General features: G+C 74.8%; 12 protein-coding genes. 9 read left to right on the top strand and 3 right to left on the bottom strand.

Translation table 11 applies throughout. From position 1 onward, the window contains the following. Positions 1-2 precede the first annotated feature (2 nt). The 3 genes from VM636_RS18930 (at position 3) to VM636_RS18920 (ending at position 5,183) form a co-directional block, all read left to right on the top strand. Entirely contained in the window at positions 3-2,225 is a 2,223-nt protein-coding gene (locus VM636_RS18930) for a bifunctional glycosyltransferase/CDP-glycerol:glycerophosphate glycerophosphotransferase (protein WP_053913910.1), read from the top strand. Continuing rightward, on the top strand, positions 2,222-3,499 hold the full coding sequence (locus tag VM636_RS18925) for a hypothetical protein (RefSeq protein WP_338485199.1): 1,278 nt from the start codon (positions 2,222-2,224) through the stop codon (positions 3,497-3,499). Before VM636_RS18930 ends, VM636_RS18925 begins: the two co-directional genes overlap by 4 nt. A gap of 142 nt (positions 3,500-3,641) precedes the next feature. Beyond that, positions 3,642-5,183, top strand: coding sequence for a hypothetical protein (locus VM636_RS18920; protein WP_053913909.1), 1,542 nt, complete (start codon positions 3,642-3,644; stop codon positions 5,181-5,183). Positions 5,184-5,199: 16 nt separating this feature from the next. Here VM636_RS18920 and VM636_RS18915 read toward each other — a convergent pair whose 3' ends face one another. Beyond that, a complete protein-coding gene (locus tag VM636_RS18915) occupies positions 5,200-5,613 on the bottom strand; it encodes an organic hydroperoxide resistance protein (protein WP_030418493.1) in 414 nt (137 codons plus the stop codon). 105 nt (positions 5,614-5,718) lie between these two features. On the opposite strand from VM636_RS18915, the gene VM636_RS18910 reads away from it, so the two are divergent. Continuing rightward, positions 5,719-6,189 carry a MarR family transcriptional regulator gene (locus VM636_RS18910; RefSeq protein ID WP_338485198.1) on the top strand — a complete coding sequence of 157 codons (471 nt, stop codon included), beginning with the start codon at positions 5,719-5,721 and terminating at the stop codon, positions 6,187-6,189. Positions 6,190-6,279: 90 nt separating this feature from the next. Continuing rightward, on the top strand, positions 6,280-7,260 hold the full coding sequence (gene galE / locus VM636_RS18905) for a UDP-glucose 4-epimerase GalE (RefSeq protein WP_030418495.1): 981 nt from the start codon (positions 6,280-6,282) through the stop codon (positions 7,258-7,260). A gap of 137 nt (positions 7,261-7,397) precedes the next feature. Here galE and VM636_RS18900 read toward each other — a convergent pair whose 3' ends face one another. Further along, entirely contained in the window at positions 7,398-8,024 is a 627-nt protein-coding gene (locus VM636_RS18900) for a TetR/AcrR family transcriptional regulator (RefSeq protein WP_053913907.1), read from the bottom strand. Positions 8,025-8,210: 186 nt separating this feature from the next. Between VM636_RS18900 and VM636_RS18895 the strand changes: the two genes are divergently transcribed. The 4 genes from VM636_RS18895 to VM636_RS18880 all read left to right on the top strand — a co-directional run bounded on the left by VM636_RS18895 (position 8,211) and on the right by VM636_RS18880 (position 14,064). Continuing rightward, positions 8,211-9,140: an ABC transporter permease gene (locus VM636_RS18895; RefSeq protein ID WP_030418497.1), complete on the top strand. Its 930-nt coding sequence runs from the start codon at positions 8,211-8,213 to the stop codon at positions 9,138-9,140. Next, entirely contained in the window at positions 9,133-10,011 is an 879-nt protein-coding gene (locus VM636_RS18890) for an ABC transporter ATP-binding protein (protein ID WP_338485197.1), read from the top strand. Before VM636_RS18895 ends, VM636_RS18890 begins: the two co-directional genes overlap by 8 nt. Positions 10,012-10,201: 190 nt before the next feature. Continuing rightward, entirely contained in the window at positions 10,202-12,406 is a 2,205-nt protein-coding gene (locus VM636_RS18885) for a CDP-glycerol glycerophosphotransferase family protein (protein WP_338485196.1), read from the top strand. Continuing rightward, on the top strand, positions 12,403-14,064 hold the full coding sequence (locus VM636_RS18880) for a glycosyltransferase family 2 protein (protein WP_338485195.1): 1,662 nt from the start codon (positions 12,403-12,405) through the stop codon (positions 14,062-14,064). Before VM636_RS18885 ends, VM636_RS18880 begins: the two co-directional genes overlap by 4 nt. 106 nt (positions 14,065-14,170) lie before the next feature. Here VM636_RS18880 and VM636_RS18875 read toward each other — a convergent pair whose 3' ends face one another. Continuing rightward, positions 14,171-15,586, bottom strand: coding sequence for a hypothetical protein (locus tag VM636_RS18875; RefSeq protein WP_338486405.1), 1,416 nt, complete (start codon positions 15,584-15,586; stop codon positions 14,171-14,173). Positions 15,587-15,877 lie beyond the last annotated feature (291 nt).

Genomic DNA, 15,877 nt, shown 5'->3' with positions numbered 1-15,877 from the left:
CAGTGCCCCGCTTCAGCATCATCCTCCCCTGCTTCAAGGTGCAGGGCTTCCTGCGCGAGTGCCTCGACTCGGTCCTCGGCCAGTCCTACCGGGACATCGAGGTCATCGCCGTCAACGACTGCTCGCCCGACGGCTGCGGCGCGATCCTGGACGAGTACGCGGCCCGCGACGACCGGCTGCGCGTGCTGCACCTGGAGGAGAACGTCGGCCTGGGCCGCGCCCGCAACGCGGGCATGCCGCTGGCCACCGGCGACTACCTGTTCTTCCTGGACAGCGACGACACGCTGACCCCGGGCGCGCTCGCCGCCATGGCCGACCGGCTCGACGAGGCGGACGACCCGGACGTGCTGGTCTTCGACTACGCGCGCACCTACTGGTGGGGCGGGACCCGGCGCAACGCGCTCGCGCGGGTCCTCGCGGAGACCGCCGGCGAAACGTTCACGGCGGCCGAGCAGCCGGAGATCATGGACCTCCTCATGGTGGTCTGGAACAAGGTCTACCGGCGCGACTTCGTCGAGCGCGAGGGCTTCGCCTTCCCGCCCGGCTACTACGAGGACACGCCGTGGACCTTCCCGGTGATGTTCAGCGCCGAGCGGATCGCCACCCTGGACCGCATCTGCCTGTACTACCGCCAGCGCCGCCAGGGCAACATCCTCTCCACCACCAGCCGCAAGCACTTCGACGTACACGACCAGTACGCGCGGGTCTTCGCGTTCCTCGACGAGCGCCCGCACCTGGCGCACTGGCGGCCGTTCCTGCACGCCAAGATGGGCGAGCACTGCCTGGACATCCTGGCCAAGCCGGACCGGCTGCCGCCGTCCGACAAGCCCGAGTTCTTCCAGCGCACCGCGGAGATGTTCCGCGAGTTCCGGCCCGAGGGCGCGACGGTCCCGCCGGAGCTGCGGGTGCTGGAGGGGAGCTGGGCCTCCTACCGGCTCGGCCGCCGCTCGGCGCAGACCAGGAAGACGGTGGTGCGGCGGGCCAGGAAGACCCGTACGGCGGCGATCCGGCGGGTCGGCCGGGTCCGGGCCGCGGTGAACAACCGCCGTCCGCTGGACCCGAACCTCGTGGTGTACTCGGCGTTCCGCCACCGCGGCGTGCTCGGCGACCCGGCCGCGATCTACCACAAGGCCAGGGAGATCGCCCCGCAGCTCCGCGGGGTGTGGGTGGTGCGCAGCAAGCAGGAGGCCGAGCTGCTGCCGCCCGGCACCGAGCACGTGCTGCTGGGCAGTTCGGCCTACCGCCGGGTGACGGAGCGGGCCACGTTCTTCGTCAACAACGTCAACTGGCCCAACAGCCTCACCAAGCGCCCCGGCAGCGTGCACATCCACACCCACCAGGGCACACCGCTCAAGTACATGGGCGCCGACCTCCTGGGCAAGCCGGGCGCCCGGCACCGGGTGGACGTGCCGCAGATGCTGCGCCGCGCCGACCGCTGGGACTACAGCCTGGTCGCCAACCGGCACTCGGAGCTGGTGTGGGAGCGGGCCTACCCCTGCGGGTTCACCTCCGTGCGCACCGGCAGCCCGCGCAACGACCGGCTGGTCGCCGCCGGAGCGGAGGAGGGCGCCCGGGTGCGCGAGCGGCTCGGCGTCCCGGCCGGGAAGACGGTGGTGCTGTACGCGCCGACCCGCCGCGAGTACCGGCGCGGCGGCCATGTCGACCGGGTCGACCTGGCGAAGCTCGCCGCCGCCCTCGGCGAGGACCACACGCTGGTGGTCCGCCTGCACCCCTCGCTCGCCACCGGTCCCGCCCGCGGCATGGGCCTGGCCGACCTGCACCGCCGGGGCGTGCTGATCGACGCCACGGACGAACCGCACGTCGAGGACCTGATGCTCGCCTCGGACGTCCTGGTGACCGACTACTCGGCCCTGATGTTCGACTACGCGCTGCTGGACCGGCCGATCGTGATCCACGCCGACGACTGGGGCGCCTACGCGGCGAGCCGGGGCGCCTACTTCGACATCACCGCCGAGTCGCCGGGCCCCGTGACCCGCACCGAGCGGGAGCTGTCCGAGGTGCTGGTCTCGGGGAGCTGGCGGGACGCGGAGTCGCGGCGGCTGCGGTCGGCGTTCCGGGAGCGGTTCTGCGAGTTCGACGACGGCCGGGCCGCCGAGCGCGTGGTGCGCACGCTGCTGCTGGGCGAGTCGATGCCCGCTCCCGCGGTCTCGGTGCCCGTGGCCCGGTCCGTGCCCGCCGACAGCGACCTGCTCGCCTCTTCGTGAGGCCGCGCACCTGGGTGCTGGTCCTGGCCGCGCTGTTCGCCGTGCTCCAACTGGCGAACGTCACCGGCCGGGACACGCCCGACACCCGGAACTACCTCTCGTACGCCCTCAGTCTGAGCGGGGAGAGCAAGCGGGGGGCGGCCTCGGCCACCATCGACTACGTCTGCGCGGGCAAGGCGTCGGTCGCCCGGCGCGACCAGAGCGTGGACGTGGTGCGGTTCCACCGGGCCGACCCCACCCGGCAGGTGACGGACACGTGCCGGGAGCGGGAGTGGCGTCACGTGGAGCCGCGGCTGGCGGCCGGTCAGACGGCCGGGCACACGGCGCCGTACATGTCGGAGCGCTTCATGCGGATCTTCGAGGTCCGGCCCGGCTATCCGGCGGTGCTGGTGCCGTTCATCGCCGCGTTCGGCGTGACGTGGGGCGTGTGGGCGGCGAGCGTGGCGATCACGGTGACGGGCGGTGTCCTCGTCTTCCTGATCCTGCGCACCCTGTCCGTGTCGGTGCCCCTGGCCCTGGCCGGGCAGGTGCTGTACTACGTGCTGCCGAGCGGGACGACCGCGATGCGCCCGATGACCGAGGGCCTGCTGATGGCGCTCACCCTGGCGGCGGTGTGGGGGTGCGCCCTGGTGCTGCGGGCGGGCCGGCGGCGGGCCGGTCTGCTGCTCGTCGGCGGGTCGCTGCCCGCGCTGTTCGCCGTCAAGCACTCCCAGGCGCTGTTCCTGGGGCTGTGCCTGGCGGCGGCGGCCGTGCTGGTCTCGCTGCGGCGGCGCGCGCGGGGCGAGGCTCCGGACCGGGACGTCCTCGCCGTCGGGGCGCTGGGGGCGGCCGGGGTGCTGTGCACCATGGCGCTGACCCGGCTGCTGCACTACCCCTCGGAGATGGACAGCCTCCAGGACCTGCTGACCCAGCACTTCGCCCTGCCGGACCGCGAGCACCCCTGGCGGGAGTTCTGGCAGTTGCAGGGCAACTTCTGGGTGGAGTGGCTGCGCCGGCAGGCGTGGCAGCCGCTGTTCGTGGCGGCGCTGGCCGCCGGGGCGTGGGGCGCGCTGCGGCGCGGCGGGACCGTCGGCGTGTTCCTCGTCGCGGCGGCGTTCACCGGGGTGCTCACCCAGGCCGGCCACCCGGACATCACCATCTGGGGCGAGCGGCTGATCGTGCTGGCCTGGCTGCTGCCGGTGGTGGGTCTGCCGCTGCTGCTGGAGCCGGTGGTCCACGCGCGCGTGCCGCTGCCGGGGCAGGGCCGTCGGGACCGGGCCGCGGCCACGGGCTGACGTGTTCGCCCCGGACGGTCCCGGGGCGACCGTCCCCCTTCGACAACGACCTCTCACCCGATCAGGTGATCTGACGTCATGTCTTTGACGGCATCGGGAACATACGCCAAATGTCCTGCATGTCCCCGTCCTCGATCATCCCGTGAGCGCCGGCGTCCTCACCCGGCAGTCCGTGCGCGGCGCCTCGGCGCTGCGCGGGGGCCGCTCCTGGCGCCCCACCCCGTACCAGGCCGCCGGGTTCCTGTTCTTCCTCGTGATGACCCTCGCGTACTGGCGGGTGCCGCTGTGCTGTGACGCGGGGCAGCACGCCGCCGTGGTGGAGCGGCTGAAGGCGTCCCTCCTGCACCCCCGGCACCCGATGGCCGACCTGCCGGGGGCGGGCAGCGCTTACTACTCGCCGTACGCCGTCGCGCAGGGCGCCTTCGCCCGGCTGACCGGGCTGGGCGGCTGGGAGGTGGTGCGGCTCGCCGGCCCGCTGAACCTGCTGGTGCTGCTGACCGGCCTCAACCGCTTCGTGCGCGTGCTGTCGCCCCGGCCGTGGGCGCCGGTGCTGGCGCTGGGCGCGATGACGCTGCTGTGGGGCACCGAGCGGGCCTGGTGGAGCGGGTACCTCGGGCTGATGTCGATGACCGGCAACCTGGGCTACCCCTCGGCCTTCGCCATCGGGCTCACCTTCTGGGCCTGGGCGCTGACCGGGGCGCGGGCGCTCGACGCCCGCCGGGTGCGCTACGTGGGACCCGACGGGCTGCGCGGGCTCACCGGGTACGCGGGCCTCGGCGTGCTGTACGGGCTGGTCCTGCTGGTCCACCCGATCACGTCGGTGGCCTCGGCGCTGGGCGCGGTGGCGCTGGTGGCCGGCGGGCAGCGCGGGTGGCGGGGCGCGGTCGCGGGGCGGTGGGCGCTGACCGGCGGCACCGCGGCGGCGACGGCGGCGTGCTGGCCGTACTTCGACGTGTTCGCGCTGACCGGCGACGGGAGCGTGGACGGCATCCACCGGGTGCTCTACGCGGACCTGCCGGGGCAGTTCTGGCTGGCGCTGCTGGGGCTGCCCGCGCTGTGGCTGCGCGGGCGCCGCTCGGCGCGGGACCCGCTGGTGCTGATGTTCGCGCTGGAGTGCGCGGTGGTGGCGTACGGCTGGTTCAGCGGCCACTACACCTACGGGCGCATCCTCGGACTCACGCTGGTGCCGCCGCAGTTCGCGCTGGCGGTGGAGCTGGCGGAGCCCCGGCCGTGGGGGCGCCGGCGGCGGGCGCTGGGCTGGACGGCGGCGGCGGGGGCGCTCGCCGGCCTCCTCACCGTCCAGGCGGGCGCGGTGGTCCCGGCCGGTTTCGCGCAGCCGCCGCGGTGGCCGCAGTACGCCTGGGCGGCGCGGCACATCGGCCCCGGCGAGGTCGTGATCACCGACGGCTACTACGCCGGGCACGCCATCGCCGGGTACGGGCCGAACCTGGCGGCGCCCGCCTGGCCGGACCCGTCGCTGGACGAGCGGGAGCGCGGGCGGCGGGTGGCCGACGTGGCGGCGTACCTCGCTCCCTCCTCGACCCGGGACGAGCGCGAGGCCGTCGCCCGTCGCTACCACGTGCGGTGGCTGCTGCTGACGCGCTGGCGGGCGGTGCCCGAGGAGGCCGTGGTGGTGGCCTGGAGCGAGGAGACCGGCGAGGTACTGGCGCGGGTCGGCGGCTGAGCCGGTCCGGCCCCGGCTACTCGACGACCAGCCGGACCGGGATGTTGCCGCGGGTGGCGCGGGAGTAGGGGCAGACCTGGTGGGCCCGGCCGGCCAGGTCACGGCCCGTCGCCTCGTCGACGCCCGACGGCAGTTCGACCCGGAGGGTGACGGCGAGCCCGAACCCCTCGCCCTCGCGGCCGATGCCGACCTCGGCGGTGACCGCCGCGTCGGAGAGGTCGGCCCCGGCCCGGCGGGCGACCAGGGCGAGGGCGCTGCCGAAGCAGGCCGCGTACCCGGCGGCGAAGAGCTGCTCGGGGTTGGTGCCGCGGCCGTCGCCGCCCATCTCCACCGGCGCGGCGAGGGGGAGGTCGAGCGTGCCGTCGGAGCTGACGGCACGGCCCTCGCGGCCGTGTGTGGCGGTGGCTGCGGCGGTGTAGAGCGCGTCCATGGGAACCGTCCCTGCGGTGGTGGAGCCGGGTGCCGACACTCCGAGTAGAGCACGCAATTAAATTGCGCGCAATCTAATCTCGGGCGGAAAGCTACTCTGGGAGGCATGACCACGCCCGTGCCGGACCGGCTCCGCCTCGACCAGCAGATCTGCTTCTCCCTGAACGCGGCCTCCCGCGCCTTCGGCGGCGTGTACCGGGTGCTGCTGAAGGACCTCGGGCTCACCTATCCCCAGTACCTGGTGATGCTGGTGCTGTGGGAGCACGGCGACCTGCCGGTCAAGCGGCTCGGCGAGCACCTGCGCCTGGACTCCGGCACGCTCTCGCCGCTGCTCAAACGGCTGGAGGCGGCCGGGCTGGTGGTGCGGGAGCGCAGCGAGCGCGACGAGCGCTCGGTGCGGGTGCGCCCGAGCGAGGCGGGGACGGCGCTGCGCGAGCGGGCCGCCGAGGTGCCGCTCCGGGTCGCGGCGGCGACCGGGTTCGACCTGGCCGAGGTCCAGGACCTGCGCGCCCGGCTGGACCGGCTCACCGCCGCCCTGGACGCCTTCGGCCCGGCGGCCGCGCCCGCCCCGTCCTGACCTTCCGGGTGTCCGGGGCACGGGAATGACCGACCATGACCACCGGGGACCACCGACGATGCGAGATCCACTGACGAGGGGACGGCCGCAATGACCTGGCTGATCACCGGCGGCGCCGGCTACATCGGGGCGCACGTCGTCCACGCGATGACCGCGGCGGGCGAGAGGGCGGTCGTGTACGACGACCTGTCCAGCGGCGTCGCCGAACGCGTTCCCGACGGCGTGCCCCTCGTGGTGGGCTCCGTGCTGGACGGCGAGCGCGTCGCCCGCGCCATGCGCGACCACGGCGTCACCGGTGTCGTCCACCTCGCGGCGAAGAAGCAGGTCGGCGAGTCGGTGGAGCTGCCGCTGCTCTACTACCGGGAGAACGTGGAGGGCCTGCGCGTCCTGCTCACGGCGGTGACGGAGACCGGTGTCCCGTCCTTCGTCCTCTCCTCCTCCGCGGCCGTGTACGGCATGCCCGACGTCGACCTGGTGACCGAGGACACGCCGTGCGTGCCCCTGTCGCCCTACGGCGAGACCAAGCTGGCCGGCGAGTGGCTGGTCCGGGCGACCGGCCGCGCCACGGGCCTGTCCACGGCCGCCCTGCGGTACTTCAACGTGGCCGGCGCGGCGAGCCCGCGGATGGCCGACACGGGCGTCTTCAACCTCGTCCCGATGGTCTTCGAGAAGCTGACGGAGGGCGCCGCCCCGCGCATCTTCGGCGACGACTACGACACGCCGGACGGCACCTGCGTACGGGACTACATCCACGTGGTGGACCTGGCCGAGGCCCATGTGGCCGCGGCCCGCGCGCTGGAGGCGTCCCCCGGACGCGCCCTGACCCTCAACATCGGCCGGGGGGAGGGTGTGTCCGTCCGGGAGATGATCGACCGGATCAACGCGCTCACCGGCCGGGACCTGCCGCCCACGGTGGGGCCGCGCCGCCCCGGCGACCCCGCCCGCGTCGTCGCCTCGTCCGAGCGCGCCGCGGCCGAGCTGGGCTGGAAGGCGAAGTACGGCGTCCAGGACATGATCACGTCCGCCTGGGAGGGCTGGGTGGCCCTCCACCCGGAGGCGGCGAACGCGTAGGGCGCCCCCGCCGCCGGCCCGCGCGGCGAACCCGCCCGCGCCCCACCCCCCGGCCCGCGCGGCGAACCCGCCCGCGGCCCGGCCCGGTGGCGCACGGCTGCGCGCGGGCCACGGCCGCGGGCCACGGCCGCGGGCGCTCAGAGGGCCTTGAGCGCCCGCGCCGTGGCCCGCGCCAGCGCCGCGAGGTACCCCTTGGGCGGCTTCGGGCCGCGCACGACCACCGACCGCCAGTAGAGCGGCCCGGAGATCAGGTCCAGGGCCAGGTCCATGTCGAGGCCGGGGCGGACCTCGCCGCGGTCCTCCGCCGACTCCAGGATCGCGCTGGCCACCCCGTCCTGCCCCTCCCGCAGCGCCTTGCCCAGCGCCTCGGCGATCTCCGGGTTGCGGGCCGCCTCGGCCTGGAGGTCCGGGATGATCTGCGAGGCCACCGGGTGGCGCAGCGCACGCGACGTCACCTCGTAGAGCAGGCGCAGGTCGCTCTCCAGCGCGCCCGTGTCCGGGGCGGGCAGGCCGCCGACGGCGAGCGCGGAGACGACGTCCAGCACCAGGTGCAGCTTGGAGCGCCAGCGCCGGTAGACGGCGGTCTTGCCGACGCCCGCGCGGCGCGCGATCCCCTCGATGGACATCCGCGCGTAGCCGACGGCCGCCAGTTCCGCGAAGACGGCCGCCCGGATCGCCTCCGTCACGTCCTCCCGCAGCACGGCCGCCCCGGCGGGGGCCCGGCGGCGCGGGGGCTGCTGCGGCTGGTCGGCGTTGGTCGTCATGCGAGCCAAGCATAGGGGCGTCACGACGCAACGGTTGCGTCCCGACGTACCCACGCCCTACGCTCGCGTAGCGACGATACGGTCCCGTCCCGACGTGAACGCAGGGCGTCCCGCGGGAGGACACCGCGTGCCCCGGCCGGCCCCGACGTCGCCCCCTCCCGAACTCCCCGAGCGAAAGCAGCGGATGTGAGCCAGGTCCTCGACACACCGCCCCCCTCACCGGCCCCGGTGGCCGGCGCCCCCGGCGAAGACCTGGCGGCGCTCGCCGCCCGCCACGGTCTGTCGGTGAGCGGCGCCCGCCCCACACTGGCCGTCTACGTCCGCCGGCTCTGGGCGCGCAGGCACTTCATCGGCGCCTTCGCCACCGCCAAGCTCACCGCCCAGTACAGTCAGGCGCGGCTGGGCCAGCTCTGGCAGGTGATGACCCCGCTGCTCAACGCGGCCGTGTACTACGTGATCTTCGGCGTGCTGATGCAGACCAGGCGGGGCGTGCCGGACTACGTGCCGTTCCTGGTCACGGGCGTGTTCGTGTGGACGTTCACGCAGAGCTCGATCATGGCGGGCACCCGGGCGATCTCCGGCAACCTCGGGCTCGTGCGGGCCCTGCACTTCCCGCGCGCCGCGCTGCCCGTCTCCTTCTGCCTCCAGCAGTTGCAGCAGTTGCTGTTCTCGATGGCCGCCCTGGTGGTGATCCTGCTCGCCTTCGGCGTGCCGCCCGCCCCCTCCTGGCTGCTGGCCGCGCCGGTGCTGGTGCTCCAGTTCGTCTTCAACGCGGGCGTGTCGCTGATCATGGCCCGGGTGGGCGCGAAGATCCCCGACATCGCCCAGCTCATGCCGTTCCTGCTGCGCACCTGGATGTACGCCTCCGGCGTGATGTTCAGCATCGACCGCATGGTGAGCGCCCAGAGCGACCTGCCGTCCTGGCTCGGCACGGTGCTCCAGGCCAACCCCGCCGCCGTCTACATCGACCTGATGCGCTTCGCCCTGATCGACAGCTTCGGCGGCGGCCACCTGCCCCCGCACGTGTGGGCCCTCGCCACCGGCTGGGCGCTGCTCGCCGGGGCCGGCGGCTTCCTGTACTTCTGGAAGGCAGAGGAGACCTACGGCCGTGGCTGACCTCACCGAAGGGACCGGCGAGCGCGTCCCCACCGTCGTCGTCGACGGCGTCGACATCGTCTACCGGGTCAACGGCACCGGCGCGGGGCGCGGTTCGGCGACCGCCGCCCTGCACCGCGTGCTGCGCCGTGGGAAGGCCGGGAAGGCGTCCGGCGTCCGCCGGGTGCACGCGGTGCGCGGCGTGTCCTTCGTCGCCCACCGCGGCGAGGCGATCGGCCTGATCGGCACCAACGGCTCCGGCAAGTCGACGCTGCTCAAGGCGATCGCCGGCCTGCTCCCGGTGGAGAGGGGCCGCGTCTACACCGACGGCCAGCCCTCGCTGCTCGGCGTCAACGCGGCGCTGATGAACGACCTCACCGGCGAGCGCAACGTCCACCTCGGCGGGCTGGCGATGGGCATGTCCCGGGCGCAGATCAAGGAGCGCTACCAGGAGATCGTCGACTTCTCCGGGATCAACGAGAAGGGCGACTTCATCACGTTGCCGATGCGCACCTACTCCTCCGGCATGGCGGCCCGGCTGCGCTTCTCCATCGCCGCCGCCAAGGACCACGACGTGCTCCTGGTGGACGAGGCGCTGGCCACCGGCGACCGCTCCTTCCAGAAGCGGTCCGAGCGGCGCATCCGGGAACTGCGCGCGCGGGCGGGCACGGTGTTCCTGGTCAGCCACAGCAACAAGTCGATCCGGGACACCTGCGAGCGGGTGCTGTGGCTGGAGCGCGGCGAACTGCGCATGGACGGGCCGGCGGAGGACGTCCTCAAGGAGTACGAGCGCTTCACCGGCGGACCGGACCGCAAGGCTCCGCGCGCGAAGCCCGCGGCGGGGCCCGACTCCACGGCGCAGCCCGACTCCGCGCCGTCACCCGCCTGCTGACGCCCTTTCCCCCGGTCCACGGGGTCCACCGGGGCCCCATGGACCGGCCCGGCAAAAACGGAAGAAAAGGCTCCACCTCGCCCTAAACCCTTTTACACCCGAACGGTCCCCTCATAGGCAGCCGTTTCGGCCGAACGGTGACACCATGGTCGAACAGGAGTGCCGGAGCGTCGGACCGAAGGAGCCCCGCGTGAGACCCGAGCCACCCGTACTGAGCGTCGTCGTGCACGGTGACAACGTCCAGGACCACCTGCCCGCACTCCTCGGCTCCCTGGACGCCCACCCCCTGCCCGGCACCGAGGTGGTCGTCGCGGCGGTCGGCGACTGGGCCCGGGAGGCCGCCGAGGAACACGCCCCCGCCTTCACGGTGCTGCCGCTGCCGGACGGCACCGGCGGGGCGGCGGCCCGCGCGGCCGGGGCGGCACGGGCGACGGGACGGTGGCTGCACTTCGTCCACGCCAAGGACGGCCTGCCGCCCGGCGGACCCCACGCGGTCGCCGAGCGCGCCGCGGGCCTGCCGGACCAGGTGGACGTCCTCCTGTTCGACCACGTCCGCAGCACCTGGCGGGCGACCGGGCTGCCCTCTCCGGACGGGCCCCGCCTCGCCCGCGCCGGCCGCGCCGCCCTCACCCTGGACGACGGCGTGGGGCTGCTCGGACTGAGCCCGCTGCTCGGCAACCGCGCCGTGCGCGCCGCCTTCTGGCGGGCCCACGAGGAACTGCTGACCACCGACGACGAGGAACTCGCCGCCCGGGCCGCCCTGCTCCTCGCCGACCGGGTCGCCTGCCTGCCCCACCCGGCCCTGGAGGACCGCGGGCTGCGCCCCGAGAGCCTCCCCGGCGTCCCGCCGGAGCGGCACGGCGCCGTCATCGACCGGTACGAACGGCTGCTCGGCCTCGCCGCCGGCCGCCCCGCCGTCCACGGCGCCGTCTACGACCTGATGCTCCGCGACTGCCTGCGCACCTTCGCCCGGTCGGCGATGCCGGAGCACGCCGCCCGGGAGTTCTTCCGCCGCGCCTCCGCCGCCGCCCGGCGCCACCGCCCCGAGGGCCACACGCACCCGGCCGGCTTCGAGGGCGTGCGCCGCGCCCTGCTGGAGGAGGGCGCGTACACCAGGTACCGGGCGCTCCAGTCCGCCAACCGCGCCCGCCGCGAGGTGCGTTCGGCGCTGCGCACCGGCAGGCGGCACGCCGTCACCCGCCTGCGCGACCAGGGGTACCGCCGCGCCCTCGCCCGCCCCGTCGACCCCGGCCTGGCCGTCTTCTCCGCGTACTGGGCCCGCGGTGTCGCCTGCAACCCGGCCGCCGTCGCCGCCAAGCTCGCCGAACTCGCCCCGCACGTCCACCCCGTGTGGACGGTCTCCGCCGACAACGCCGCCCTGCTGCCGCCCGGCACCGACCACGTCGTCCCCGGCACCCCGCGCTACTGGGAGGTGCTGGCCCGCGCCCGGTACCTCGTCAACAACGTCAACTTCCCGGACGCGGTGGTCAAACGGCCGGACGCGATCCACCTCCAGACCCACCACGGCACCCCGCTCAAGCGGATGGGCCTGGACCAGATGCCCTACCCGGCCGCCGCCCGCGGACTGGACTTCGCCGCCCTGATGGAACGCGTCGACAAGTGGGACTACAGCGTCTCCGCCAACAGCCACTCCACCCGCATGTGGCAGCGCGCCTACCCCTCGCGCTGGGTCCCCCTCGACCACGGCTACCCGCGCAACGACGTCTTCCACACCGCCGGCGCCGACGAGGTCCGGGCCGCCCGCGAACGGCTCGGCATCGCCCCCGGGCGCCGCGCCGTCCTCTACGCGCCCACCCACCGCGACTACGAGGCCGGCTGGACGCCACGCCTGGACCTCGCCGCCCTCGCCGACCGGCTCGGCGAGGACACCGTCCTGCTGGTGCGCGCCCACTACTTCTACGACGGCGCCACCTCCCCGACGACCGGGCTGCGCCGCACCGGCCGGATCGTCGACGTCTCCTCCTACGACCCGGTGGAGGAGCTGTGCCTGGCCGCCGACGCGCTGGTCACGGACTACTCCTCGATCATGTTCGACTACGCCAACCTCGACCGGCCGATCGTGATCCACGCCGACGACTGGGAGACCTACCGCACCACCCGAGGCGTCTACTTCGACCTGATGGCGGAGGCCCCGGGACCGGTGGCCCGCACCCAGGAGGAGCTGACCGAACTGCTCGCCGGCGACGCCTGGCGCGACGAGCGCGCGGAGAAGCGGCGGGCCGCCTTCCGCCGCCGGTTCTGCGAGTTCGACGACGGCCGCGCCGCCGAACGCGTCGTGCGCCGGGTCTTCCTCGGCGAGGACGAGGCGTCCCTGCCGCCCGTGGTCCCGCTCGCGGACCGCACCCCCGCCCCGCGCCCCGAGGAGGTCGCGTGACTCCCGACGTCACCGTCACGGTCATCGTCTACAACGACGCCGGGCGGCTCCCGCGCGCGGTGGATTCGGTCCGCCGCCAGACCCACGCGAACGTCGAGATCGTCATCAGCGACGACCACTCGACCGACGAGACCCCGCGGGTGGCCGGGGAACTGGCGGCGAGCGACCCGCGGATCGTGTACCTGCGGCTGGAGGAGAACAGCGGCGGGTGCAGCGCCCCGCGCAACCGGGCCATGGAGATCGCGCGGGCCCCGTACCTGATGTTCCTCGACAGCGACGACGAACTGCCCGAGCGGGCGGTGGAGGTCCTGCTCGCCGCCCACCGGGAACGCGAGCTGGACTTCGCCATGGGCGCCGTGCGCCGGATCCGCGTCGACAACGGGCGCCGCACCACCTGGATGCCGCACCTGGTCGCCGAACGGCGCACGCTGGAGGGGATCGAGGCCGATCCGCGGCTGCTCTTCGAGCACCTGGCGACCAGCAAGATGTACTCGCGCGCCTTCCTGGACCGGCACGGCCTGCGCTTCCCCGAGGGCATCCACTACGAGGACCAGCTCTTCTCCGCGCAGGCGTACTGCCTCGCCGAGACCTTCACCATCGTCCCGGAGCCGGTCTACCGCTGGTACATCGAGCCGTACGCCACCGGGGCCGCCGCCTCCATCTCCAACCAGCGGCACAAGCTGGACAACGTCCGCGACCGCGTCCACGTGCAGCGGCTCATCGACGCCTTCCTCGCCGAGAGCGGGCACGAGGCGCTGCGGGAGGACAAGGACCACAAGTTCCTCAAGCACGACTTCCGGATGTACGCCGGGGACCTGCCCTACCGGGACGAGGAGTGGCTGGCCTCCTTCGCCGGCCTCGTCGTCCCCTACCTCGACACGCTCGCGCCGGGGGCGTACGCGCGGCTGGCGCGCCCCGAGCGGGTGGTGCTCCGGCTGCTGCGCGACGGGCGGCTGGACGAGGTGCGCACCGCGGCGCGCGGGCTCGGGCACGCGGTGGGACCGCGCGAGGTGACCCCGGACCCGGAGAGCGGGCGGACCTTCTGGGGCGAGGGCGTGCCCGGCTCCGAGGAGGCCCGCCGCGAGCTGGACCTGACCGAGCTGGAACCGGACACCTGCCCCTTCTTCGCCGCCCTGCTCCGCCACGAGATCACCGCGGTCGAGGAGGGCCCGGACGCCTCGGTCGACCTGACGGTCCGCACCCACGACCCCGCCCGGCGGCTGCCGGTCGGCCCGCAGCGCGCGGTGCTGCACCTCTCCCCCGGCCGCCGGCGCCTCGCGCTGCCGTTCCGCCTCGCCCCCGTCCGGCCGGGCCTGTTCGAGGGGCGGGTGCGGCTCGACCCCGCGGCCGTGCCGCTGCCCCTCCACGGCTTCGAAGGGGCGCGCCACCCGGTGCTGCGCCTGCGCCACCAGGGCCAGACGCACACGGGGGTGCTGCTGGCGCCGCTGGACTTCCCGGCCCGCACCGTCCGCGTGGCCTACCGGGGCGGCGCGGCCCCGCACGAGGTCACCGTCGAGCCCGAGGGCCACGACCCGGGCCGGCTCCAGCTCCGCTGGCGTCCGGTGGGGGCGACCGCGGTGATCCGGCCGGTCGCCCGGCGCCTGGCCACCCCGCGGGTGCGGAAGGCGGCCCGCCTGGCGGCGAGCGCCCTGCGCTAGGGTCCTTCGTTTGGATCAGGCCGGACCATGCGAGCCCGGCGTGATCCGAACGAGAGGCCCTGGCACACGGCCCGGTCGCCGGGCCCGCCCGGCAGTGGCCCGGCGACTATCCGCCGGGCCGCCGCCGGGCCGGGCCCGGCGCCGCGTAGAGGACCTGGCCGTGCGGCCCCCGGGCGACCTCGCGCAGTTCGGCGTCCCCGCCGAGGACGCCGTCCCGGTCCACCACCCAGCGCACCCCGTACCGCCGCTCGGTCTCCCGCCGGGCGTCCGAGCGGGCGTCCGGCGCGAAGTACCGCTCCACGGCCGCCTCCCGGTCCGCCGCGTCCGCCAGGAAGACGTCGGGGTAGCCGGGCGCCACGGTGTACGCCCCGTACGCCGGGATCTGCCGCGACGGCTCGACGCGGGCCATGACGACGTCCCCGCGGCGTACCCAGGGCGTGATCCAGTGGTACCCGGCCCAGGGCCGCCGGTACTCGGCGCCGACCGCCCGGGGCAGCGCCGCGCGGCCGGTGGCGTGGCCGAGCGTCCCCGCCTGCGCCCACGCGCCCGCCATCAGGGCTCCGGCCAGCGCCGCCGCCCAGGCCGCGCGCACCCGGCGCCGGGCCGGCTCCAGCACCTCCAGGGCCGCCGCGAGCTGCGCCGGGATCAGCGCGGCGGGCAGCGCCCTGCCCCACGACCAGTGCCCGGTCGCCCGGCCCGCCACGAACACGGCGGCTCCGCACGCGAAGAAGAGCACCAGCGGATCGCGCCGGTCCCGCCGGAACCGGGCGCCGAGGGCCACGACGCCGAGCAGCACCAGCCAGTACCGCCCGAGCAGGTCGTCGTAGAGCGACCGGTGCACCGACTCCAGCCCGTTCTCGGCGCCGACCAGCGCGAAGAAGTCGTAGTACGGCCACGACCACAGCACCAGCGCCCCCGCCGCGAGACCCGCGACGGGCCGCAGCCCGCGGCGGCGCCCCGGCCACGCGGCGAGCACGGTGGCGAGGGCGCCGAGGGAGGCGACGACGCCCGAGAACTGGTGGCACAGCAGGATCACCGCCCACAGCACCCCGAGCGCGATCCACGTGCCCCAGCCGCCGGACGCCGCCGCGCGGGGCAGCCACGCCCACAGGTGCAGGGCGAGACCGAGCGCCGGCACGCTCGGGTAGGCGACGGTCAGCGCGAGGGAGTCCAGGGCGAGGAAGCCGCTCCAGGCGAACAGCGTCGTGCCCCACAGCAGCACCAGGCAGAGCAGGGCGAGCGGGGGCGCCGCCGGATGCCGGCTCAGCGTGCGCACGTACCGCCACACGCCGGTGACCAGCAGCGTCAGCCCCACCAGCGCGCCGATGCGCAGGACCACGAAGACCGACAGGCCGGTCACCCGGGCGACCCAGCCGAGCAGCAGCGTCCACGGCGAGTAGTACGGGCTCGGGGTGTCGGCGTCGACGAGCGGGTTGCCGGGGTGGCGGAGGTCGCCGCGCAGGCGTTCCACGGTCGCCGCGTGCATGCCGAGGTCGCCGATCCAGGGCAGGCGGACGATCACCGGGAGCAGCAGGAGGAGGACGAGCGCGGCGAGGGTCCCGGCGACGGCCGCGGACGCGGACCCCGTTCGGCGCGACGTGGCGCGGGTGTCCCCGGAGTAGCCGATCACGCGGCCACTTTATCCGCGATGCCTGCTATGCCCGCCATGCCTTCCATGCCCGCCATGTCGTCGATATCCGCACTGTCTGGGGTGTCTGGGGTGTCTGTGTCGTTCCGGGCGGGCGGCGGGGCGGGCCGGGCCGTACGCGCTCCGTCGCCCCGCCCGGACAGGGGAACGCGCCCCGGGCCGTGG

The sequence above is a fragment of the Streptomyces sp. SCSIO 75703 genome (assembly GCF_036607905.1).
Lineage (GTDB): Bacteria > Actinomycetota > Actinomycetes > Streptomycetales > Streptomycetaceae > Streptomyces.
The sequence above is the reverse complement of the archived record's forward strand: the minus strand, read 5'-3'. Positions and strand labels throughout refer to the sequence as shown.

Coding starts and splice junctions, on each gene's coding strand:
- VM636_RS18915 (WP_030418493.1), bottom strand. CDS start 5,613: ATGGACGCGCTCTACACCGCCGCAGCCACCGCCACACACGGCCGCGAG.
- VM636_RS18900 (WP_053913907.1), bottom strand. CDS start 8,024: ATGACGACCAACGCCGACCAGCCGCAGCAGCCCCCGCGCCGCCGGGCC.
- VM636_RS18910 (WP_338485198.1), top strand. CDS start 5,719: ATGACCACGCCCGTGCCGGACCGGCTCCGCCTCGACCAGCAGATCTGC.
- galE (WP_030418495.1), top strand. CDS start 6,280: ATGACCTGGCTGATCACCGGCGGCGCCGGCTACATCGGGGCGCACGTC.